General features: G+C 40.1%; 18 protein-coding genes and 1 riboswitch. Of the genes, 5 read left to right on the forward strand and 13 right to left on the reverse strand.

What is annotated here, in order from left to right:
* Positions 1-3: 3 nt before the first annotated feature.
* The 8 genes from OCF96_RS02360 to OCF96_RS02395 form a co-directional block, all read right to left on the reverse strand.
* A complete protein-coding gene (locus tag OCF96_RS02360) occupies positions 4-654 on the reverse strand; it encodes a phosphatase PAP2 family protein (protein ID WP_261445861.1) in 651 nt (216 codons plus the stop codon).
* Positions 644-1,207 (reverse strand): ECF transporter S component, encoded by a 564-nt coding sequence (locus OCF96_RS02365; protein ID WP_000185834.1) that lies wholly within the window; start codon positions 1,205-1,207, stop codon positions 644-646. Before OCF96_RS02365 ends, OCF96_RS02360 begins: the two co-directional genes overlap by 11 nt.
* Positions 1,208-1,371: 164 nt before the next feature.
* A riboswitch (FMN riboswitch) is annotated at positions 1,372-1,606 on the reverse strand.
* 59 nt (positions 1,607-1,665) lie between these two features.
* Positions 1,666-2,169 carry a tRNA (cytidine(34)-2'-O)-methyltransferase gene (locus OCF96_RS02370; RefSeq protein ID WP_261445874.1) on the reverse strand — a complete coding sequence of 168 codons (504 nt, stop codon included), beginning with the start codon at positions 2,167-2,169 and terminating at the stop codon, positions 1,666-1,668.
* Between the two features lie 283 nt (positions 2,170-2,452).
* Positions 2,453-2,965 carry a GNAT family N-acetyltransferase gene (locus OCF96_RS02375; RefSeq protein WP_261445876.1) on the reverse strand — a complete coding sequence of 171 codons (513 nt, stop codon included), beginning with the start codon at positions 2,963-2,965 and terminating at the stop codon, positions 2,453-2,455.
* 315 nt (positions 2,966-3,280) lie between these two features.
* Positions 3,281-4,111 carry an energy-coupling factor transporter transmembrane component T family protein gene (locus OCF96_RS02380; RefSeq protein ID WP_261445882.1) on the reverse strand — a complete coding sequence of 277 codons (831 nt, stop codon included), beginning with the start codon at positions 4,109-4,111 and terminating at the stop codon, positions 3,281-3,283.
* A complete protein-coding gene (locus OCF96_RS02385) occupies positions 4,096-5,778 on the reverse strand; it encodes an ABC transporter ATP-binding protein (RefSeq protein WP_261445884.1) in 1,683 nt (560 codons plus the stop codon). The genes OCF96_RS02380 and OCF96_RS02385 overlap by 16 nt, the downstream gene beginning before the upstream one ends.
* 167 nt (positions 5,779-5,945) lie before the next feature.
* Complete coding sequence (locus OCF96_RS02390) at positions 5,946-6,491, reverse strand: ECF-type riboflavin transporter substrate-binding protein (RefSeq protein WP_033689391.1); 546 nt, start codon at positions 6,489-6,491, stop codon at positions 5,946-5,948.
* 15 nt (positions 6,492-6,506) lie between these two features.
* Entirely contained in the window at positions 6,507-7,355 is an 849-nt protein-coding gene (locus tag OCF96_RS02395; protein WP_001063590.1) for an SAM hydrolase/SAM-dependent halogenase family protein, read from the reverse strand.
* A 188-nt stretch (positions 7,356-7,543) separates the two neighbouring features.
* Between OCF96_RS02395 and trkA the strand changes: the two genes are divergently transcribed.
* Together trkA and OCF96_RS02405 are read left to right on the forward strand one after the other, a co-directional pair.
* Complete coding sequence (gene trkA, locus OCF96_RS02400) at positions 7,544-8,893, forward strand: Trk system potassium transporter TrkA (protein ID WP_024056705.1); 1,350 nt, start codon at positions 7,544-7,546, stop codon at positions 8,891-8,893.
* Positions 8,894-8,896: 3 nt separating this feature from the next.
* Positions 8,897-10,336, forward strand: a complete 1,440-nt coding sequence (locus tag OCF96_RS02405) for a TrkH family potassium uptake protein (RefSeq protein ID WP_261445886.1) — start codon at positions 8,897-8,899, stop codon at positions 10,334-10,336.
* 302 nt (positions 10,337-10,638) lie between these two features.
* Here OCF96_RS02405 and pflB read toward each other — a convergent pair whose 3' ends face one another.
* Positions 10,639-12,963 carry a formate C-acetyltransferase gene (gene pflB / locus OCF96_RS02410; RefSeq protein WP_261445890.1) on the reverse strand — a complete coding sequence of 775 codons (2,325 nt, stop codon included), beginning with the start codon at positions 12,961-12,963 and terminating at the stop codon, positions 10,639-10,641.
* A 237-nt stretch (positions 12,964-13,200) separates the two neighbouring features.
* Here pflB and dinB point away from each other — a divergent pair, with 237 nt between their 5' ends.
* Complete coding sequence (gene dinB / locus OCF96_RS02415; RefSeq protein WP_261445905.1) at positions 13,201-14,262, forward strand: DNA polymerase IV; 1,062 nt, start codon at positions 13,201-13,203, stop codon at positions 14,260-14,262.
* A 146-nt stretch (positions 14,263-14,408) separates the two neighbouring features.
* On the opposite strand, the gene OCF96_RS02420 is transcribed toward dinB, so the two are convergent.
* Positions 14,409-15,254: an undecaprenyl-diphosphate phosphatase gene (locus OCF96_RS02420; RefSeq protein WP_219967067.1), complete on the reverse strand. Its 846-nt coding sequence runs from the start codon at positions 15,252-15,254 to the stop codon at positions 14,409-14,411.
* Positions 15,255-15,315: 61 nt separating this feature from the next.
* Positions 15,316-17,205, reverse strand: coding sequence for a DUF2207 domain-containing protein (locus OCF96_RS02425; RefSeq protein WP_261445913.1), 1,890 nt, complete (start codon positions 17,203-17,205; stop codon positions 15,316-15,318).
* A 138-nt stretch (positions 17,206-17,343) separates the two neighbouring features.
* Between OCF96_RS02425 and OCF96_RS02430 the strand changes: the two genes are divergently transcribed.
* Together OCF96_RS02430 and OCF96_RS02435 are read left to right on the forward strand one after the other, a co-directional pair.
* Positions 17,344-18,909, forward strand: a complete 1,566-nt coding sequence (locus OCF96_RS02430; protein WP_124787565.1) for an ABC transporter substrate-binding protein/permease — start codon at positions 17,344-17,346, stop codon at positions 18,907-18,909.
* Positions 18,909-19,649: an amino acid ABC transporter ATP-binding protein gene (locus OCF96_RS02435; protein ID WP_050294290.1), complete on the forward strand. Its 741-nt coding sequence runs from the start codon at positions 18,909-18,911 to the stop codon at positions 19,647-19,649. Before OCF96_RS02430 ends, OCF96_RS02435 begins: the two co-directional genes overlap by 1 nt.
* Positions 19,650-19,739: 90 nt before the next feature.
* Here OCF96_RS02435 and OCF96_RS02440 read toward each other — a convergent pair whose 3' ends face one another.
* Positions 19,740-19,955: a capsule biosynthesis transcriptional regulator gene (locus OCF96_RS02440; protein ID WP_001130038.1), complete on the reverse strand. Its 216-nt coding sequence runs from the start codon at positions 19,953-19,955 to the stop codon at positions 19,740-19,742.
* Positions 19,956-20,797: 842 nt separating this feature from the next.
* The gene (ilvA, locus tag OCF96_RS02445; RefSeq protein ID WP_000952976.1) at positions 20,798-22,048 is read right to left on the reverse strand and encodes a threonine ammonia-lyase IlvA; all 1,251 of its coding nucleotides are present in this window, start codon (positions 22,046-22,048) and stop codon (positions 20,798-20,800) included.
* Positions 22,049-22,079: the final 31 nt, after the last annotated feature.

Here is a 22,079-nt window from a genome sequence, read left to right on the forward strand (position 1 = left end):
TACTCACTTCTGCTTGCCTTTAAATCGCCATTGGAAGCGTAGCTTGTCATAGAAGGGAAACTCTATAAACAGGACTCCCAAACCCACACAGAGACTGGCAAGGACATCTGATGGATAATGAACTCCCAGATAGATCCTTGATACCAACACACTGACTAGGTAGAGACCAAAGACGATTTGCACGATTTTTCTCCAGACTGGATTTTTAATCCGTTGACCGAGAATGACAATCAGAGAACCGACCATCAAGGTTACAGCCAGAGAATGGCCGCTTGGAAAGGAAAATCCCTTCTCCTCAACCAAGTGTAAAATAGCTGGTCGTGGGCGCTGGTAGATATTTTTAAAGGTCACGATTAAAAGACCTGCCAAAGCCAGATTTCCTAGCATGAAGAAACTTTCTATCTTCCATCGCTTACGATAAAAGATCAAGGCTGTAATAACAACCCAAGTGATAATTACTGGAATATCAATCAGGCGTGTGATGGCTCTGAAAAGAAGAGTCAAGTAATCTGGTAAATCTCCTCGAATGGCAGACTGAATCGATTGGTCAAAATTGACCAACATTTCAGGATAAAATTTGACCATATAGCCAAGAATAACGAAAAGTAAAAGGGCAAAACTGCCCTTCATCAAAAATGTTTGTTTATCTTTCATAATGTTTTAAGGTTGGTTTCAAGAGAACATACAACAACCAGAATGAAACGGAAAAGATTACACCCTCAATCAAGTTAAAAGGCAACACCATAGTCATTAGGTAGTTGGAAAGTCCCAAAATTTTTCCAATATCAAAGTTAGCAAACTTAGCGTACAGAGGAACAGCGTAAACATAGTTGAGAACCAACATAGCCACGGTTAAACCAATAGTCCCAGCTAGAGAGCCTAGTAGGAAACGAAGGGTTGTCCGTTCCTTTTTCCAAATCAAAGCAAATACGATGACAAAAACTCCCAAAGCTACGATATTCATCGGCAAACCAATGTAAGTATTCACTCCCTGGCTGTTAAGAAGCAATTTCAAGAGTGAGCGAAGCAAGAGAACTCCTAGAGCAGCAGGCAAATCCATGACCACCAAGCCCACAAGGACTGGCAAGATACTAAATTCGATCTTGAGGAAGGACGCCGCTGGTAAAAGCGGAAAGTCAAAGTACATCAGCACAAATGAGATGGCTGATAAAATCGCAATGGTCGAAAGTCGACGTGTGTTTGTCATAACAGGTTCCTCCAATTTTCTATAAAATCAGAAGAAGTTAGAAAGGATTCCTCTATCTATTCTCACTTTTTATATCCCAAAAAGTTCCCTCTCACTCTATTAAAGAAATCCAAGCAAGCGGTTACAATCTAGCTATAAATCTATCAGAACAGACAAAGCTATTCTTTCGTCTTCTCCCATCCAGACTATACTGTCGGTTGTGGAATCTCACCACATCAGCTTGCGCTCGCGGACTTCTTTAAAGAGAAGGAAATAGAGATTTTTCTTTTAGACTAGGCGACAAGCTGTAGGCATAACTTCTGGTTAGGCAAAGCTTGTCAACAAAGTATAAAAGGAAAAGATCATTTCCTAGTTAAAGTCACCGCCGGTCGGGAATCACACCCTGCCCTGAAGACTCTTTTATCATAACAAAAAACGCTTGCAAGCGCAAGCATTTTGTTCATTTTCATTTTCATTTTTTATTTCAATTTATCCACTTCATAGGTATGAACAAGCTCAAGACCTGCAAAGTTCTGCTGGCGGAGAGCCTCATAGACAATCATGCAGACGGTATTAGACACATTGAGACTGCGGACATGTTCATCATTCATAGGAATACGGAGAGCTTTCTCAGGATGTTCTCGCATAAAGTCCTCCGGCAAGCCCTTATCTTCACGTCCAAAGAGAAAATAATGGTCTTCGTCAGTCGATAAATCCACATCAGAATACACTTTCTCAGCGAATTTCGAAATCAGATAAAGTTTACCCCTCATCCGAGACATGAAATCTTCCAAACTCTCGTAAAAATAAATCTCTAGCTTATCCCAATAATCCAACCCAGCTCGCTTCATCTTGCGGTCATCGATAGGAAAACCCATAGGCTTGATGATGTGGAGGGGAGAATTGGTCGCAGCGCAAGTACGCGCGATATTGCCTGTATTTTGTGGAATTTGAGGTTCAAATAATACAATGTGATTTGTCATGACTTGCTTCCTTTCACCATTGCAAAAAAATAGCCACACTGCCCGGAGTCAAGCTCAGCAAACAGCGTGGTTAAGGCATCGTTAACTTACCTCACAACAGGTTTGAAGTAAATCAGCGAAACTACTTTCTTAGTATAACACTTTCAGAATCATTGTCAATAGAAACGACTTGATTTTTTCAATTTTTTCAAGCTATTTCCAAGGGTTTCTAGGAGAAAATTCTTAAATATCTGCAAAAATTGCTTACTCTTTTATACCTATCTGTGGACTGGGAATGATGATATTATGACTTCGTTATCTCAAATACTGCTGTATGAACCCACTCATTATGAATTTGTAAGTCATTTTCTATAACCCTACTAAAGGTGAAGCCATTTTTTAAAAGCACCCTCTGAGAGGCTAGATTGTCCGTTGCCGTCCCTGCAATGATTCTATTGAAACCATAAGTCGTGAAGGCTTTTTCTAAAACGAGTTTAACCGCTTCGCTGGCATAACCTAGATTAGTAACATTTTCTCCAATCCTATATCCAAGTTCTGCTGTTTTTCGATTATTCTCTAAAACACTTAAATTGATTCTTCCAACCATAACGCCTTGTGCATCTCTAATAAGATGCATGTAGACATCATGATTCTCTTGTTCCCTTAACAATTCCCTTGTAATTTCTTTAAACTCTTCTAAATCAAAATAGTTAGCTGGTCTAGGAGGTAAATTCCGCTCAAAATACTTTCGATTCTCTTTTTCAAAAAAATAGACGTCTAAACTATTTTCTTCAGACAACAGCTCTAAACTTATCATTGTAAATCATCTCCCGTCATTATCTACATTCAAATTTTCTCATGTTTACACAAAATGAAATTAACATGATTTAAATTAAATACTTTTACTATTTTATATCGTCTCTATATTATAACACTGAACTTAGTTGAAAATGATTATATTTGAATAACTTTGATTTTGTAGTGTAAATTCTACTATAAAATATACAAGCTAATTCATGTTTTGTCAAAAAGTTTCAAGCATACAATTATTAACTTTATTTCTCATACAATCTATCAATAAAAAGTTATAGAATAATTTCTCTTTACTTATCTAATGAAAACTTTGACAATACTATTTCCAAGGGTTGTAAAATCGTCCCTGATTCTGAAAGATAAGTAGTAAACTAGCTACTAAAAACACAGTTGCCAAAAGCAAGGTAAGATAGTCTCCTTTTTTCAAGGCCTGATAACTATACCAAGTGCGTTTTTTCTCTTTCCCAAAGCGACGAAGCTCCATGGCGGTCGCGATGGTATCAATGCGTTCTAGCGAGCTAAAAATCAAGGGAGTAATAATGCGCAGATTGCCTTTGATTCGTTGCATTAGAGAAGCTTTCTTGGATAATTCCATCCCACGCGCTTCCTGAGACATCTTGATTGTAAAGAATTCTTCCTGCAAATCTGGAATATAGCGCAAGGTCAGACTGACAGAATAGGCAATCTTGTAAGGCACACCAATTTGATTTAAACTGGAAGCAAACTGACTAGGGTGGGTTGTCATCAAAAAGATAATGGCCAGAGGAATGGTGCAAAGGTACTTAATAACTAGATTTAGCAGATAAAAGAGCTCTTGACTGGTCAGAGTGTAGGCACCGATTCCCTGCCAAATCACACTTCTATCTCCGTAAAGTCCAACTCCATACTCAGGAGAAAAGAGATAGACCATCAAAACGTTTAAAACGGCAAATACCGTCGCAAAAACAGCTACAAAGGAAACATCTTTAAAACGGATTTCTGACAAATAGAGGAGAAAAACCGAAAAGATGGCAATCAGAACAAGCAGTCTGGTATCATAGCTAATCATGGCCGCCAATGATACAAGGATGAAAAAGAGGAGTTTACCAGCTCCTGACAAGCGATGAATCACAGTATCTCTATGCTGGTAACCAATTAATTTAGCTTGCATCCTTCTCTCCTTTCTTTGTAAAATGCCGTTAAAGCAAGTGGATCTACGTCTAGTTTCTTGGCCAAGTTAAAGATTGAAGTTTCTTTTAGGTTGGCTTTTACTAACAGCTCAGGATTGCTCAAAAGACTAGCTGGATCAGTATCAGCAATCAATTCTCCATCAACCATGACAAGAGCACGATCAGAATAATCCAGCATCAATTGCATATCATGCGTAATCATGACAATGGTATGACCTTTTTGATGCAACTCTTCGAGAAATTCCATAATCTCAGTATAATTCTTCTGGTCTTGACCTGCTGTCGGTTCATCTAGGAGGATAATTTCAGCTCCTAAAACCAAAATCGATGCAATAGTAACACGTTTTTTCTGACCAAATGACAGGGCAGAAATAGGCCAATTACGGAATTCATAGAGACCACAGATTTTCAAAGTTTCATAGACTCTCGTTTCAATTTCCTGCTCGTCCACACCTCGCAAACGAAGTCCCAGAGCCACCTCATCAAAAATCATATTGGTTGAAATCATTTGATTAGGATTTTGCAGCACATAGCCTACTCGTTCCGCCCGCTCTGCAACAGAATCTCCTTTGATATCCTGTTCTTCCCAAAGATAGCGACCTTCCGTCTGGATAAAGCTACTTAAGGCCTTGGCTAGGGTTGATTTCCCAGCCCCATTTTTTCCGACAATGGCAATCTTTTCGCCCTTTTTAATATCCAAATGTAGGGACTTTAAAATCGGTCTATCATCATAAGAAAACGACACGTCCTCTAATTTAAAGAGTGACTGCAATTCTGGAGTTTCTTTTACCAGTTCCGTCTGTAACTGGACTTGCCCTTTTGAGATAGACAAGTTATCCAGATCTGCTAATTGTTCTTCCTTGACTAAGTCCACACCTAATTGACGGAGAGTAGTGAGATAAAGGGGTTCTCGAATTCCATTTTGTGTCAATAAATCAGTCGCCAGTAACTGGTCAGGACTCCCATTAAAGAGGATACGACCATCGTTTATCAAGACAATCCGATCCACAGGGCGATGCAGAACATCCTCCAAACGGTGCTCGATAATAAGAGTCGTCGTCCCCTCCTCCTTATGAATCTGATCAATCAATTCGATAATATCCTGACCTGACTTGGGATCCAGATTGGCGAGTGGCTCATCAAACAAAAGAATCGGACTCTCATCAATCAAGACACCAGCCAGACTGACTCGTTGCTTTTGTCCACCAGACAAATCCTGAGGACGCTGATTCAGTAAAGAAATAAGGTCCAGCTTTTCAGCCCATTTATGAACACGATTTTTCATCTCATCTAGTGCTGTCACGTCATTTTCTAGAGCAAAAGCCAAGTCCTCTGCCACGGACAACCCGATAAACTGCCCATCTGTATCCTGCAAAACTGTGCTGACTAGATGAGATTTATCATAGATGCTCATATCAAAGGCTGCTTGCCCCTTGATCAAAAATTCTCCAGATGTCTGACCCTTGTAAATATTTGGAATAATCCCATTCAAACACTGACCCAAGGTAGACTTACCTGACCCAGATGGCCCAACAATTAAGACTTTCTCTCCCTTGTAAATGGTTAAGTCCACTCCTTGCAAGGTCGGTTCTTGTTGCGTTTCATACTGGAAAGAGAAATCCTTCCACTCAATTATAGCTTCTTTCATCTTACTCTCTTCATTCGCTTCTTAGACTTCTATTTTATCATAAATCGAACCCTTCTTGCAGTCTCTTCTCTTAAAAACTTAGCGCCAACAAGATTCCTAGCCTAAATTGCTTACCCGACTAGCCTATAAACAGCAAAAAGACTGGATGCCCAGCCTTTTCCTTTATGTTAATCCTTTTTCAAACTTCCTGAACGAGTCTGCGTACGTGAATAAGCTAGCAAGAGAAGAGTACCTGCGATAGCTACAGTTACAGCATTAGCAATTCCCGCAACAATCCCTTGGGCAAATACTTTTTCTGCTGCTTCTTGATAAATCACAACATCTCCAAGTGGTGCCAAGACACCCCAAACAAGAGCATTTGCAACAATCTGAATGAGGTTAAAGAAGACAATATCCTTCAACTCAAAAACACCCTGTGTTACTCGAATGTATTTTCTAAATAGTCCGACGGCTAGACCAAAGAGACCACTAGCAATAATCCAAGTCCACCAAAGACCGTAGCCAGCAAGAGAGTCCTTCACTGCATGACCAATTAAACCAACAAGTAATCCCACTAGAGGGCCAAAAATGATAGATAAGAGGCTCTGTACCGCATACTGAAGCTGGATGCTTGTATTTGGAACAGGTGTCGGAATGCTGATCATCCCGATGACAACAAAGAGCGCAGCTCCAACACCGATAGCAACTACTTGTTTAATTGATTGATTTTTCATCTATATTCTCCTATTTTATGATTCTATTTTCTTTATTTCAATGGTCCAAGATGAACCGACACCTACATTATAGGCCTTGGCAAAGGAACCTTGGTTGATAGCCAGACCTAAACGATAGAGAGAGTTGATGTAAAGGATGGGTTGCCCAATTCTCACATCTGCAAATGATTTGCCATAAACAACCTGATTTTGATAGACCAGCATATCAGCGTGATAGATAGTCACTTCAAAACGGTCACCGAATGCTGGTTCCAGCTTGTAAAATTCTTCTCGCGTGATAGAGGTCCAAAGCGAGCCGAAACGCACATCCAGAATATCAATAGCTCCCTTCACCAGATGATCTTCTATGATTGTCTCTACGACTGGAAGCTCCACAATCTGATCCACACTGAGCTCTGGCCCCACTTCCTCAAAACTAATGTGACCACTGGCCAGTTTAGCACCAGTATAGGCATAAACATCACGACCGTGGAAGGTATAAGAATGCTCTGTATTTTGACGTCTATTGGCCACTTCAGAAATCTCACGAATAGCTACAATACCAACGTGTTTCTTGATAAAAGAAAGAGTTCCATTGTCTGGCGTGACAATGTATTGATTTTTTGCAGTCTTGGCAACCACACTCTTACGTTTCGAGCCGACACCTGGATCGACCACCGATACAAATGTCGTTCCCTCAGGCCAGTAATCCACCGTCTGAAAGAGACGATAGCTCCCCTCAAAAATATTATAAGGCGTGATATCGTGCGTCAAATGATGAATTTTTAAGGTTGGAGACTCTTCTAAAGCCACTCCAATCATAGCCGATACCGCACCATCAACCAGACCAAAGTCTGATTGTAATACCAGTAAATTATTATTCATTTTATCTCCTTGTATATCCTTTATCATACCATATTTCAGAGAAAGGTGCTAATAGCTATTTCAATTGATTAGGGTATAGTTTTACCTTATAGCAAATTTCCTACTAAAAGCTCTTGTTATTAGCTAGTAGGTGCATTTTTTCTTGAAAAAAGGTATGATAGTTACATCATGAAAAAGTAGGTTTTATTATGAAAATTATCCTTGTCGGAGGGGGAAAAGTTGGTTCTGCCCTCTGTCGCTCCTTGGTTGCAGAAAAGCATGATGTTTTGCTGATTGAGCAAGACGAAGCTGTTCTCAATCATATTGTTAATCGCTTTGATATCATGGGTATCCTTGGTAACGGGGCCGATTTTACCATCCTTGAGCAAGCCAGTGTCCAGGATTGTGATATCTTTATTGCCCTGACTGAATACGATGAAGTGAACATGATTGCAGCCGTTCTAGCCAAAAAAATGGGAGCTAAAGAGACCATCGTTCGGGTGCGGAACCCTGAATATTCTAACTCTTATTTCAAGGAAAAGAATATTCTCGGTTTTTCTCTTATCGTTAACCCTGAGCTCTTGGCTGCCCGCGCTATCGCGAATATCATTGACTTCCCCAACGCCCTCTCTGTCGAACGTTTCTTTGGTGGACGCGTTAGCCTCATGGAATTCACTGTTAAATCTTCCAGCGGTCTTTGCCAAATGCCCATTTCTGATTTTCGTAAAAAATTTGGCAATGTTATTGTCTGCGCTATAGAGAGGGATCATCAAATTATCATTCCAAGCGGTGACATGACCATACAGGATAAAGATAGAATCTTTGTCACTGGTAACCGTGTTGATATGATGCTCTTCCATAATTATTTTAAATCTCGTGCCGTGAAGAGCCTTCTTATTGTTGGAGCTGGTAGAATCGCCTATTATCTACTAGGTATCCTAAAAGACAGTCGTATTGATACCAAGGTTATTGAAATCAATCCTGAAATCGCTAGCTTCTTTAGCGAGAAATTCCCAAACCTCTACATCGTTCAAGGAGATGGTACCGCAAAAGATATCCTGCTGGAAGAAAGTGCTCAAAACTATGATGCCGTTGCGACTCTAACAGGGGTTGATGAGGAAAATCTGATTACCTCTATGTTCCTTGACAGGGTAGGTGTACAAAAAAATATCACCAAGGTCAATCGTACCAGTCTCCTCGAAATTATCAATGCGCCTGATTTTTCAAGTATCATCACACCTAAAAGCATCGCTGTAGATACGATTATGCACTTTATTCGTGGTCGGGTTAATGCCCAGTATTCAGACCTTCAGGCCATGCACCATCTAGCCAATGGCCAAATCGAAACCCTGCAATTTCATATCAAGGAAGCTAATAAAATGACTTCCAAACCTCTTTCTCAACTAAAACTAAAAAAAGGGGTTCTTATAGCAGCCATCATTCGAAAGGGCAAGACTATTTTCCCTACTGGGGAGGATATGTTGGAAGTTGGAGACAAGCTCCTAGTAACAACCTTGTTGCCAAACATCACCAAGATTTATGACTTGATCGCGAGGTAAGAAATGAATAAAAGTATGATTCGTTACCTCCTTTCAAAATTACTTTTGATTGAAGCTGTTCTTCTTTTGGTTCCTGTGTCTGTCGCTGTCTATTACCGTGAATCGAGCCAAGTCTTTACGGCCCTCTTTTCAACAATAGGGATTCTCGTATTACTAGGCGGTTCAGGAATTTTACAAAAGCCCAAAAATCAACGGATTTATGCCAAGGAGGGAGTCTTGATTGTTGCCCTCTGTTGGATCCTTTGGTCCTTCTTTGGCGGTCTCCCCTTTGTTTTTGCTAAGCAAATTCCCAGCGTTATCGATGCCTTTTTTGAAATCAGTTCTGGCTTTACAACTACTGGAGCAACTATTCTGAACGACGTTTCGGTTCTCAGTCGTTCCCTCCTCTTCTGGCGAAGTTTTACCCACTTGATTGGAGGGATGGGAGTGCTTGTTTTTGCACTTGCTATTATGGACAATGCCAAGAATAGCCACCTAGAAGTGATGAAAGCTGAGGTTCCTGGCCCTGTTTTTGGCAAGGTTGTATCCAAACTCAAAAATACTGCCCAGATTCTCTATCTCCTTTATCTAGCTCTCTTCTCCCTCTTTGTCATCATCTATTATCTGGCTGGCATGCCCCTATTTGATAGTTTTGTCATTGCCATGGGAACAGCAGGTACAGGAGGTTTTACAGTCTATAACGATGGAATCGCCCACTATGGTAGCTCACTGATTACCTATCTAGTTAGTATCGGAGTTTTGGTTTTTGGGGTAAATTTCAATCTCTACTACTACCTCATGCTCCGTCGCGTCAAAGCCTTCTTTGGAGATGAAGAACTTCGAGCTTACTTGGTCATTGTACTGCTTTCTACAGGCTTGATTAGCCTCAATACCCTCTATCTCTATCCAGGATTTTCAAAGAGTTTTGAAATGGCCTTCTTCCAGGTTTCCAATATCATTACAACGACTGGTTTTGGTTACGGAGACATTACCAACTGGCCCCTCTTCTCCCAGTTTATCCTTCTCTTCCTTATGGGAATCGGTGGTTCTGCTGGTTCAACCGCAGGTGGACTCAAGGTTATTCGAGGCCTTATCCTTTCAAAAATTGCTAAAAATCAGATTTTGTCAATTCTATCACCCCACCGTGTTTTGACCCTCCATGTTAATAAAACGGTAATTGACAAAGATACCCAGCATAAGATTCTCAAGTACTTTGTCATCTATGCTATGATTTTGCTAGCACTTATCTTTATTGTCAGCCTAGACAGCAATGATTTCCTGGTCGTTACCAGCGCTGTCTTTAGCTGTTTCAATAATATCGGGCCTATTCTAGGAACGACATCTAGTTTCTCAATCTTTAGTCCTATCTCAAAAATTCTCCTCTCCTTTGCAATGATTGCAGGACGACTAGAGATTTACCCAATCCTCCTTCTCTTTATGAAGAGAACTTGGTCCAAGAGATAAAATACAACCACACCTTGTAAACCTACAAAGTGTGGTATTTTTATTTCTGATTATCTCCTCAACTCAACCAACTCTTTTTAAACCAAGTGAGACACTTCAGGGGCTGACTAAGGGTTTAGGTTCACACTCAATAAAAATCAAAGAACAAGCTAGGAAAGCAAGCCACCGAGTTCTCAAAATACTGCTTTAAATCAGCAGATAAAACTGCCGTATTTTGAAGAGATTTTGTCAGAGTATAAGAGTTCAAAAAACAACCCTCAGTCGACTGACCGAGGGTTCCTTTTCATTATTCAAGAACTTGATTAGTTCAATGCATCCAATGCATCATCCATTGAAAGAACTTCGTGGAAGACACGTTGTGTCAATTCAGTTTTTTGTTCTGGAGTGAGGTATTTAGTGTTTACACAGTATCCAGAGATACGTACGATAACGTCTTCACCTGACATAATCTTTTCGTAAACATCGTTCAAGTCCATAACGTTCAAGTTAACGTGTTGTCCACCGTTTTCGAAGTAACCATCAAGGATTGTTACCAAGTTATCAACTTGTTCATCACGAGTCTTACCAAGCGCGCGAGGTGAAACTTGTGTAGTCAATGAGATACCATCAGCTGCGTAACTAAAGTCAAGGCTAGAAAGTGAGTTCAAGTTTTGCAACCATCCACCTTTAGCTTTGTTAGATGGGTTAGCACCTGGTGAGAAGAATTCAAGTTTAGACAAGTTCACAGAACCATCTTCGTTGAGGTATACACCTTTGTGGACTGGTGAGTTACCAGTTTGTTTAGAGTAAGCAACGTTAGATGTGATTGTCAAAAGTGATACTGTAGCTTCCGCGTCTTTGTAAAGTTTGTGGCTACGTAGACGAGTTGTGTAAGCTTCGATCAACCATTCTGCCAATTCGTTTGAACGTGGGTCATCTTCACCCCAACGTGGGTATTCACCGATTGTTTCGTAATCGTAGATGTAGCCATTTTCATCACGGATTGGTTTAACTGTAGCGTATTTGATAGCTGACAATGTATCAACAGTATTAGCAAATCCACAGATACCGAATCCCATGTTAGCGCGTTGTTTAGTTGGCAAGAAGGCCATTTGAACAGCTTCATAGTTGTACTTATCAGTCATGTAGTGGATGATGTTCAAAGCATCTACGTAAGTGTCAGTCAACCAGTCAAGAGATTTTTCAAAGTTTTCTTTAACTGATTCAAATTCAAGAACTTCGTCACGGATTGGTTCGATGTCAAATACTTTGTAGTCTTTGTGAACATCGTCGTAACCACCGTTCAAACCAGTAAGAAGAGCTTTCAATACGTTTACGCGCGCACCGAAGTACTGGATGTTGTGGCGTTGTTCTTCATTTTCTGGGTCAAGTGGAGATACACAGCATGAGATACAGCTCATTTCACCATATCCGTCTTTAGCCATTGTTGTTACACCTTCGTATTGGATAGAAGAGTGTTTGTGGCTCATGTGCATACAGTAGCGACGGAAGTTGTATGGCAATTTGTCAGTCCAAAGAACTGTCAAGTTTGGTTCTGGAGAGTTACCGATGTTGTCAAGAGTGTTCAAGAAACGGTAGTCCATCTTAGTAACACGGTGACGACCGTCGTTACCCATACCAGCCATAGAAGTTGTGATGAAGGTTGGATCACCTGAGTACAATTGGTCATAAGCTTTAGTACGAGCAAATTTAACTGTACGAAGTTTCATAACGAAATCATCAACGAATTCTTGGATTTCTGATTCAGTAAATGTACCACGAGCAAGGTCACGTTCTGCAAAGATGTCCAATACGATTGGTACACGTCCTAGAGATGTAGCAGCACCGTTGATAACACGGCAGACAGCCATGAAGGCGATGTTAACCCATTGGATAGCTTCTTTAGTGTTCATCGCTGGCTTGCGAACGTCAACTCCGTAAAGGTCACCCAAGCGAACAACTTGTTGCAATGCTTGGTATTGAAGATTGATTTCTTCACGAAGACGGATTGTTTCTTCATCGATTTCTTCGATTGCATTCCAGTCGTTTACTTTTTCTTGCATCAAGTAGTCTGCACCGTAAAGAGCAAGACGTGCGTAAACACCGATGATACGTCCGCGTGAGTATGCATCTGGAAGACCAGTTACAGTGTGAGCGTGACGAGCACGACGGATGTTTGAAGTGTAAGCACGGAAGATACCGTCGTTAACTGTTGTTACGTATTTAGTAAAGATTTCGTGAACAGCTGGGTCTGGTTCGTATCCATTTTCTTTCAAAGTAGTTTCAGCCATACGGATACCACCTTTTGGCATGAAGTTCAATTTGAAGAGTTCATCGTTTTGGATACCATAGATAACTTCGTTTTCTTTGTCGATAAATCCTGCTGGAATATCAGCGATAGATGTTGGACGAGTGTCCATTGGGAAACGAGTTTCTTCGTAGTGAGCCTTAGTTTCTTCTACAATTTTTTTGATGTGAAGTGAACGTTCTGTTGGTCCTGCAAGGAAGCTTTCGTCTCCATCGTAAGGTGTGTAGTTAGCTTGTACGAAGCGTGATACACTTGCTTTTTCTTTCCAATCTACGCCTTTGAAGCCTTCCCAAGCTTTGTCAAAAATATCTTGTGCTTCAACAACTGTTTTAACAACCATGTTAATGTCCTCTGTTTTCTTTCTAGTAACAGTCATCTGTTACATTTATGAAACCAGTATACCATACAGTAAACGATTTCAACAAGCTGAAAATCCTAATTTTTACACTTTCTTTTCTAACACAGACTGTATTCTATACCAAACTGTATTATATTTTTGAAAAAATAAAATCCTTTTTTCTTTTTTTCAGAAAAAAGGGTATAATAAAAGAAAATAAGCAGTAAAAAGGTGCTAGGCATGTTGATTTTCCCCTTGTTAAATGATTTGTCAAGAAAAATCATCCATATTGACATGGATGCCTTTTTTGCTGCGGTAGAAATCAGAGACAATCCTAAACTCAGAGGAAAACCTGTCATTATCGGTAGCGACCCTCGGCAAACAGGTGGACGGGGAGTCGTTTCTACCTGTAGCTATGAGGCGCGAGCTTTTGGTGTCCATTCAGCCATGAGTTCTAAAGAAGCCTATGAACGTTGTCCCCAGGCCGTCTTTATCTCAGGAAATTATGAAAAATATAAAGCTGTGGGCCTCCAGATTCGAGCTATCTTTAAGCGTTATACAGATTTAATAGAACCCATGAGCATTGATGAAGCCTATTTAGATGTGACAGAAAATAAACTCGCTATCAAGTCAGCTGTCAAAATCGCTCGTCTCATTCAAGAGGATATCTGGCAAGAACTCCATTTGACTGCTTCTGCAGGCGTTTCCTACAACAAATTCTTAGCTAAAATGGCCAGCGATTATCAAAAACCACATGGTCTGACAGTGATTCTACCTGACCAGGCTGAGGATTTTCTCAAACAAATGGATATTTCCAAGTTTCATGGAGTAGGAAAGAAGACGGTGGAACGACTTCATCAAATGGGCGTGTTTACTGGAGCTGATCTACTTGAAGTTCCTGAAGTGACCCTAATAGACCGCTTTGGCAGACTGGGCTATGACCTGTATCGAAAGGCTCGTGGTATCCACAATTCCCCCGTCAAATCCAACCGCATCCGTAAATCAATCGGCAAGGAAAAAACCTATGGGAAAATTCTCCGTGCCGAGGAAGACATCAAAAAAGAGCTGACTCTTCTATCAGAAAGAGTCGCTCTCAATCTACATCAACAAGAAAAAGCTGGAAAAATTGTCATTTTGAAAATCCGCTACAAGGACTTTTCAACTCTTACTAAACGAAAAAGTCTGGCCAAAAAAACACAGGATGCTAGTCAGATAAGCCAAATAGCCCTACAACTCTATGAAGAGTTAGACGAGAAAGAAAGAGGTGTCCGCCTGTTGGGGATTACCATGACTGGATTTTAAAACTCAATGAAAATCAAAGAGCAAACTAGGAAGCTAGCCGCAGGTTGCTCAAAACAGTGTTTTGAGGTTGCAGATAGAGCTGACGTGGTTTGAAGAGATTTTCATTGAGAATAAAACCTTGAAGAGCTGACCCTTCAAGGTTTTTCTTATACAAATAAACGGACAAAGCTATAAAGTAGCAAGACACTACCAAGCACGATACGGTATTTACCGAAAAGAGTGAAGTCGTGTTTTTTCACATAACTTGTCAAGAAACGAATTGCAACCATGCTGACCGCAAAGGCTACTCCCATCGCAACCAAGAGCAAGAACAATTGCCCAAAACTCAAGAGCTGTCCTGCTTTTATAAATTTGAAAATCTTTAAGGCACTGGCTCCAAACATAACAGGAATTCCAAGATAGAAGGTAAATTCTGTCACAACAGAACGACTAGTTCCATTCAACAAACCACCGACAATCGTTGCACCAGAACGACTGGTCCCTGGTAAAAGGGCAAGAACTTGGAAGAGTCCGATATAGAAAGCGGTCGTATAAGGAAGCTTGTCCAACTCTGTTACACTTGGCTCGATAGCACGCGCTTTATTGCGCTTTTCCAAATAGATAAAGGCAATCCCATAGATAATCAACATGAGAGCAACAGAAACCATGTTATGGAAGTGGGTATCAAACCAATCATCAAACTTAAATACTGCAAGTAAAGGCAAAGTGGCAACCAAGACCTTCAACCACAGTCTCCAAGTCTTACGAACTTCCTGCTTGTCCTTAGTCGGTTTGAACGGATTGAGCTTGTTAAAGTAAATGACCATAACCGCCAAAATAGCACCAAGCTGAATCACGACATTAAACATGGACATAAAGGCTTCATTCTGATTTTGGTATTGGATAAATTCCTCTGCTAAAATCAAGTGACCTGTACTGGAAATCGGCAACCATTCCGTAATTCCTTCAACAATCCCGAAGAAGATAGATTTTAAAATTTCAATAAGATACATAGATTACTCCTTTTTCTATCTTCCATTATAGCATACTTTTTTCAGTCTGTGGCAGTTCTCTCTAAAAGGCGCCGATACTGCCACCGCCTCCGCCTCCAGAGAAGCCACCGCCAGAACTTCCATTTCCAGAAGATACGGAGTAGGTACTTGCTGTATTTGCGACGCTGGCATAATGGCTCATTTGCGCGCTTGAATGATAAAACATACTGTGCCAGCCATAAGCTACATAGAGGTTGATATCTGGATTTTCCACTTGGATATGATGAACCTTCATCAAATGGCTGACCTTGTCCGCATAGCCAAATAAGGTCGCATAGACCAAGAGGCGATTCCAGACCACAACACTTTCCAATTCAGCCTGATCCAATCGTGCAATCTCACGTAACATATTTTCAAAACTGGTCCAGAGATAGTAGACTTCTGCTCCCGCTTCATTTAAGACACCATCACGATTATCTAGCCGAAGCTTCCAATAATAGAAGACAGCCAAAACTAAACCTAGAAAACCAAGTATAGGCAAGGGAAGGTAAAGATAGCCATGAACATCCAAACTGTACAAGAACAAACCAAATCCGATAAATAAGGGCAAGATAGTGGAAATACCCATACCTACCTGTAAGGCCTTTTCCCCACCAGTCAAGGGACGATAATAATCCGGAAGCCCCCAGAAGGAAACTCGATTTCTCACTCCTTCTTGCATCTCTTTCAATACTTCTTCAAAAGACGATTTGAGCTGACGCCCCTTTGCTTGAATCCGTTTTTCATCAGAGACTTTTGCTCTACGATAAAGACTATCAGATACCTTGTAATCCGCAAACAAATTGGAAAGAGTTGTTTCTTTTTTGCCTGAAAAGGCCAGATTTAGACAGTCTTTCTCAAAACTTGACAAGCCATCTTCTTTCACCAGCCTCAAACCAACTGCATCTCCTTCTGAAATAATAGAGACATTCCCACGATCTATCACATCTAACAAAGTAGCTTGAATGAGTTGATCAAAGGTGAATTTGCCAGCTCCCTTGACCAAGGGACTCACTTCCTCCAAGGAGGTCGAGTAGACAGCCTCTGATAAAACCATAGGTTCTAATTCCATTGGCGGTTCGTAGAGACGATGATTTTTGGCATATTTGACTGAAGGAGTGGTCTTTCTTCTATAAATAAAATAGAAGCAGACGCTCAATAACAGAGAGATGGAAAGTATGGAAGGGAAGACCCAAGTAACGAGTTGTTTACTTTGCTCTTTTTCTCTAACAATCGAGTCTTCTATCTTATTAAACTCTTCTAAACGATTCCCTTTCAATCCCTGATCCCTAGCGCTAGCAAAATCGGTCCGAGGCCAATAGGCATGCAATTCAACTCCACGCTTAGGCGGAAGATTGTCTAAACGGATAGTATAATCAAGATTACTCTTTTCAACCGTTCCCTCTCTAAAAAGTTTGCCTGTATGGAAAAAGAGTTTTTCCGCTCCCTTGTCTCCCCTTACATGAAATTCAAACTTTCCAATAGCTCCTGAACTATCTGTCAGAGGTTGCCAATTTAATTCAGCGATGTCATCATATAGAAAAAGCAAATTTTTTAAATTCCATGTTAGGTCAACTTCAACTATGTCGCCCTCCTGACCTGGATTATAAACTTTCACAGTGTAACCATTCGCCTCTTCTGTCACTTCGCTAGTAACGTCTACTAGTTCAGCACCGTTTTTCGCGGCCTGAACCGTTGGATGAGGATCAATGTCAAATCCACTAGGCATCTTGCCAGCACGTCCAAGTCCCACAATTTGACCCTTAAAGTCCTCCTCAAACTGGTAAACTATCTTCTGTCTAAATTCTGCTGTATTGTCTGCATGAATATACAAATCCCCTTGATAAGAGTTTATCTTGAAATCAATGGCAAAAACAGAGAATGGCAAAAGGCAAAACAAGCCTAACACCAGTAAGAAAAAAGTTTTTTTCATCAACTAAGCCCCCTTTTTATCTTTGCTATCATTATATCATTTTTTCTCAAGTAAGGGCTTACCTATATTGAAAAATAGAGTTTTTTTCGATAAAATAGGAGACAGTTATTTTTTAATAGATTAGAAATAGGAGAAATCATGAGAAAAATATACTTATCTATTTTCACAAGTCTCTTGCTGATGCTGGGATTTGTTAATGTTGCCCAAGCCGATGAATATTTACGCATCGGGATGGAAGCGGCATATGCTCCCTTTAACTGGACTCAGGACGATGATAGTAATGGGGCTGTCAAAATCGATGGGACTAACCAGTATGCTAACGGATACGATGTTCAAATCGCCAAGAAAATCGCTAAGGACTTAGGTAAAGAACCTTTGGTTGTTAAAACAAAGTGGGAAGGTCTAGTTCCTGCCCTTACTTCTGGTAAGATTGACATGATTATTGCAGGTATGAGTCCTACTGCCGAACGCAAACAAGAAATTGCCTTTTCAAGCAGCTACTACACTAGCGAACCAGTTTTGCTTGTCAAAAAAGATTCTGCCTACGCAAATGCTAAATCTTTGGATGACTTTAATGGTGCGAAAATCACTTCTCAACAAGGTGTTTACCTTTACGACTTGATTGCACAAATCCCAGGTGCTAAAAAAGAAACAGCCATGGGAGACTTCGCTCAAATGCGCCAAGCTCTTGAAGCTGGTGTCATCGATGCCTATGTTTCTGAGCGCCCAGAAGCTCTGACCGCTGAAGCTGCGAACTCTAAGTTTAAGATGGTCCAAGTAGAACCTGGTTTCAAAACGGGGGAGGAAAATACAGCTATTGCCATTGGACTTCGTAAAGATGACAACCGTATTAGCCAAATCAATGCCAGCATTGAAACCATTTCGAAAGATGATCAAGTTGCTTTGATGGATCGTATGATCAAAGAGCAACCTGCCGAAGCTACAACAACTGAAGAGACTAGCAGTAGTTTCTTTAGCCAAGTCGCTAAAATTCTTTCTGAAAACTGGCAACAACTCTTGCGTGGTGCTGGTATCACTCTTTTAATCTCTATCATCGGAACCATCACAGGTCTCATTATTGGACTTGCCATTGGTGTCTTCCGTACTGCTCCTCTATCTGAAAATAAAGCCATTTACAGCCTACAAAAACTAGTCGGCTGGATCCTCAATGTCTACATTGAAATTTTCCGTGGTACGCCAATGATCGTTCAATCGATGGTTATCTACTATGGAACTGCCCAAGCTTTCGGTATCAACCTTGACCGTACACTAGCTGCTATCTTCATCGTTTCGATCAACACTGGTGCCTACATGACTGAAATCGTTCGTGGTGGTATCCTAGCAGTTGACAAGGGACAATTTGAAGCTGCGACTGCTCTTGGTATGACTCATAACCAAACCATGCGTAAGGTTGTCCTACCTCAAGTAGTACGCAACATCCTACCAGCAACGGGTAATGAATTTGTCATCAATATCAAAGATACATCTGTATTGAACGTTATCTCTGTTGTCGAACTTTATTTCTCAGGAAATACCGTGGCAACACAAACCTATCAATACTTCCAGACATTTACAATCATCGCCGTGATTTACTTTGTCCTCACCTTCACCGTAACACGTATCCTACGCTTCATCGAACGTCGCATGGACATGGATACCTATACTACAGGTGCTAACCAAATGCAAACGGAGGATTTGAAATAATGACCCAAGCAATCCTTGAAATTAAACACCTCAAAAAATCCTATGGACAAAACGAAGTGCTAAAAGACATTTCACTCACTGTCCACAAGGGAGAGGTAATCTCTATCATCGGAAGCTCTGGAAGCGGAAAATCGACCTTCCTACGCTCTATTAACCTACTTGAAACACCAACTGATGGACAAATCCTTTATCATGGACAAAACGTCCTCGAAAAAGGCTATGACCTCACGCAATACCGTGAAAAGTTGGGAATGGTTTTCCAATCCTTTAACCTCTTTGAAAATCTCAACGTGCTTGAAAATACAATCGTCGCTCAGACAACTGTCCTTAAACGTGAACGTACAGAAGCTGAAAAGATTGCCAAAGAAAACTTGGAAAAAGTCGGCATGGGAGAACGCTACTGGCAAGCCAAACCAAAACAACTCTCAGGTGGTCAAAAACAACGTGTAGCCATCGCTCGCGCTCTTTCAATGAATCCTGACGCTATTCTCTTTGATGAACCAACATCAGCTCTCGATCCAGAAATGGTTGGAGAAGTCCTCAAAATCATGCAAGATTTGGCTCAAGAAGGCTTGACTATGATTGTTGTAACCCACGAAATGGAATTCGCCCGTGATGTCTCTCACCGTGTTATCTTTATGGATAAGGGTGTAATTACTGAAGAAGGTAAACCAGAAGACCTCTTCACCAATCCTAAAGAAGACCGAACAAAAGAATTCCTTCAACGTTATCTCAAATAAAAAGAAAAGGCTGCATCAACCGTGCAGTCTTTTTGCTGCCCTAAAAATGAAAAGGCAGACCCTATTCAAGAATCCGCCACTATCCAAAGATTAATCTTCAAATTTTTCATAATTTTTTTCATAGAAATCAATTAAACCTAGAGCTGTTTCAAATGAAATATTTTTTACTTTTGCACGACCCTGCGCTAGAGCAATGATAGACATTTCACGCGCATTCGTTTCTTTAGAGATACGGTAGCCTGTGATTTTCTTATCACGAACCCAGCCAACAACTGATTCTACTTTTTCAAAGTTTGACTTAGCCATGTCCTTCTCCTATTTTCTTCTTTACGATATTTAATTGTATACGTTTTTATGTGTTTTGTCAATAAAAAAACATATATTCAATAAAATTAATGATTTATTTTTCTGTTACTATCTTATTAAAGCCGATAATATATAGGTTTTTGCTTACTATAAATCATTAGTAAGCACCTAAAAAATAATTGCATTATTAAACCTATAATGTGTAATAATATTCATATAAACTACATACCAGCTGCTCTATAGGATAGACAGGAGTCATATTCAAGTAATTCTATACATTCCTTTTAAATTATTAAAGCTAGCAAAGATAATATTTTCCTCTGATTATCTATTAACTATCTCTTTCCTTTCTCTTTGTCTGAGGTCCCTTCCTGGCATTATTTAAATCTTATTTTCTTTTTCAACTGGTACAATGAACTTGTTTCATCAGATTTTACATATTCTTTTCAAACACCATCTCGTAGTCAACATCTAGAATATGACTTACTAATGTCACAAACTTTTCTACTACTCTCATTTTACAAGTATCAGATCAATTTTATCAATTAAATCACCAAATCTGTCTCATGAATACTGATTATTTTCTCTATTTGCTATTATATTTAGACGATTTTTAAATTAGTTATATATAAAATACTGTATTCTAAATAGTACCCTTATATATAGCAAGTGATTCTTTTTTATTATTATAAACTGAAACAAAAATAATAGGCACTATAATAAGTTGTAATAGAAATAGTAGGATAGTTTTCCTAAGTTCATAGGAATCACCCCCTTTCTTCACCCTCATTATAGCACCTATACATCAGTTGTGCAAATAATATGATATTTTTTATTATTCCTCAGACTAGCATATTATAGAGCGTTTCATTACCATTCAAGTTAATATAAGATGGATCAAAACCTTCCATCCGACGAATCAAACCTGCATAATCATGCTTATCTGCTAAGGCGATCCCAATTAATACTGGTCCTGTCCCCTTGCTAGCTCGTTTGATATACTCAAAACGTGTGATATCATCATTTGGCCCCAGAATATCATTTACAAATTCACGCAAGGCCCCTGGACGCTGTGGAAAATTCACTACAAAGTAATGCTTGATCCCATCATAAATCAAGGCACGCTCTTCCATTTCCGGCATACGGTTGATATCATTATTTCCTCCAGAAATGATACAACAAATGGTTTTCCCCTTGATATATTCAGCCAAAACCTCTAAAGAAGCGATACTAGCTGCTCCAGCAGGTTCTGCAACAATCCCTTGCTTAGAGTAGAGGTCAATCAAGGTTTCAGAAATCAATCCCTCATCGACACCTACTAAGGTTTGAACATGTTGACGAGTTGCTTCATAGGTCAATTGACCTACCTTTTGTACAGCAATCCCATCCGCAAATTTGTCAATTTCTTTGAGTTTAACAGGTCCACCAGCTTCAAAGGCAGCTTTCATGGAACGCGCTCCATTAGCCTCTACCCCAATGACTTCAATCTCTGGACTTGTTTCCTTGATATAGGTAGAAACCCCAGCAATGAGACCGCCACCGCCAACAGGGACTAAGACAGCATCAAAATCAATCGATTCTTTTCGAGCTTCTTCTAAAATCTCATAAGCAACTGTTCCTTGACCTGCCTGAACATGGGCATCATCAAAAGGATCAATAAAGGTACGATTTTCAGAGACTGTAAATTCTTGAGCTGCTTTAGCTGACGCATCAAAGGTATCTCCAACTAGTTTAATAGTTACGAAGTCCCCACCAAAAAAACGAACCTGACCAATTTTTTGTTGCGGAGTAGTAATTGGCATGAAAATAGTTGCAGGAATCTTCATTTCATTGCAAGTATAGGCAACTCCCTGCGCATGATTCCCCGCAGAAGCGCAGACTACCCCACGCTCACGTTCTTCCTTGCTGAGCTGGGAAATGGCATAATAGGCACCACGAATTTTAAAAGAGCGAACACGTTGAGCATTTTCCTTTTTCAAATAAATCTTAGCACCATACTTCTCCGATAAATAATGGTCATAATCCAGTGGGGTATTAACAACCACACCGTTCAAGACCTTATGAGCCTTGATGATATCTTTTGAACTTAACATCTTTTTCTCCTAGACTATTTCATACTATCAC

The organism is Streptococcus mitis (genome assembly GCF_946190065.1).
GTDB lineage: Bacteria > Bacillota > Bacilli > Lactobacillales > Streptococcaceae > Streptococcus > Streptococcus mitis_DE.

Coding starts and splice junctions, on each gene's coding strand:
- OCF96_RS02435 (WP_050294290.1), top strand. CDS start 18,909: ATGACCCAAGCAATCCTTGAAATTAAACACCTCAAAAAATCCTATGGA.
- OCF96_RS02375 (WP_261445876.1), bottom strand. CDS start 2,965: ATGATAAGTTTAGAGCTGTTGTCTGAAGAAAATAGTTTAGACGTCTAT.
- OCF96_RS02370 (WP_261445874.1), bottom strand. CDS start 2,169: ATGACAAATCACATTGTATTATTTGAACCTCAAATTCCACAAAATACA.
- pflB (WP_261445890.1), bottom strand. CDS start 12,963: ATGGTTGTTAAAACAGTTGTTGAAGCACAAGATATTTTTGACAAAGCT.
- OCF96_RS02385 (WP_261445884.1), bottom strand. CDS start 5,778: ATGAAAGAAGCTATAATTGAGTGGAAGGATTTCTCTTTCCAGTATGAA.
- OCF96_RS02405 (WP_261445886.1), top strand. CDS start 8,897: ATGAATAAAAGTATGATTCGTTACCTCCTTTCAAAATTACTTTTGATT.
- OCF96_RS02380 (WP_261445882.1), bottom strand. CDS start 4,111: ATGCAAGCTAAATTAATTGGTTACCAGCATAGAGATACTGTGATTCAT.
- OCF96_RS02425 (WP_261445913.1), bottom strand. CDS start 17,205: ATGAAAAAAACTTTTTTCTTACTGGTGTTAGGCTTGTTTTGCCTTTTG.
- OCF96_RS02360 (WP_261445861.1), bottom strand. CDS start 654: ATGAAAGATAAACAAACATTTTTGATGAAGGGCAGTTTTGCCCTTTTA.
- OCF96_RS02395 (WP_001063590.1), bottom strand. CDS start 7,355: ATGAATAATAATTTACTGGTATTACAATCAGACTTTGGTCTGGTTGAT.
- OCF96_RS02390 (WP_033689391.1), bottom strand. CDS start 6,491: ATGAAAAATCAATCAATTAAACAAGTAGTTGCTATCGGTGTTGGAGCT.
- OCF96_RS02365 (WP_000185834.1), bottom strand. CDS start 1,207: ATGACAAACACACGTCGACTTTCGACCATTGCGATTTTATCAGCCATC.
- ilvA (WP_000952976.1), bottom strand. CDS start 22,048: ATGTTAAGTTCAAAAGATATCATCAAGGCTCATAAGGTCTTGAACGGT.
- OCF96_RS02420 (WP_219967067.1), bottom strand. CDS start 15,254: ATGTATCTTATTGAAATTTTAAAATCTATCTTCTTCGGGATTGTTGAA.
- dinB (WP_261445905.1), top strand. CDS start 13,201: ATGTTGATTTTCCCCTTGTTAAATGATTTGTCAAGAAAAATCATCCAT.
- trkA (WP_024056705.1), top strand. CDS start 7,544: ATGAAAATTATCCTTGTCGGAGGGGGAAAAGTTGGTTCTGCCCTCTGT.
- OCF96_RS02430 (WP_124787565.1), top strand. CDS start 17,344: ATGAGAAAAATATACTTATCTATTTTCACAAGTCTCTTGCTGATGCTG.
- OCF96_RS02440 (WP_001130038.1), bottom strand. CDS start 19,955: ATGGCTAAGTCAAACTTTGAAAAAGTAGAATCAGTTGTTGGCTGGGTT.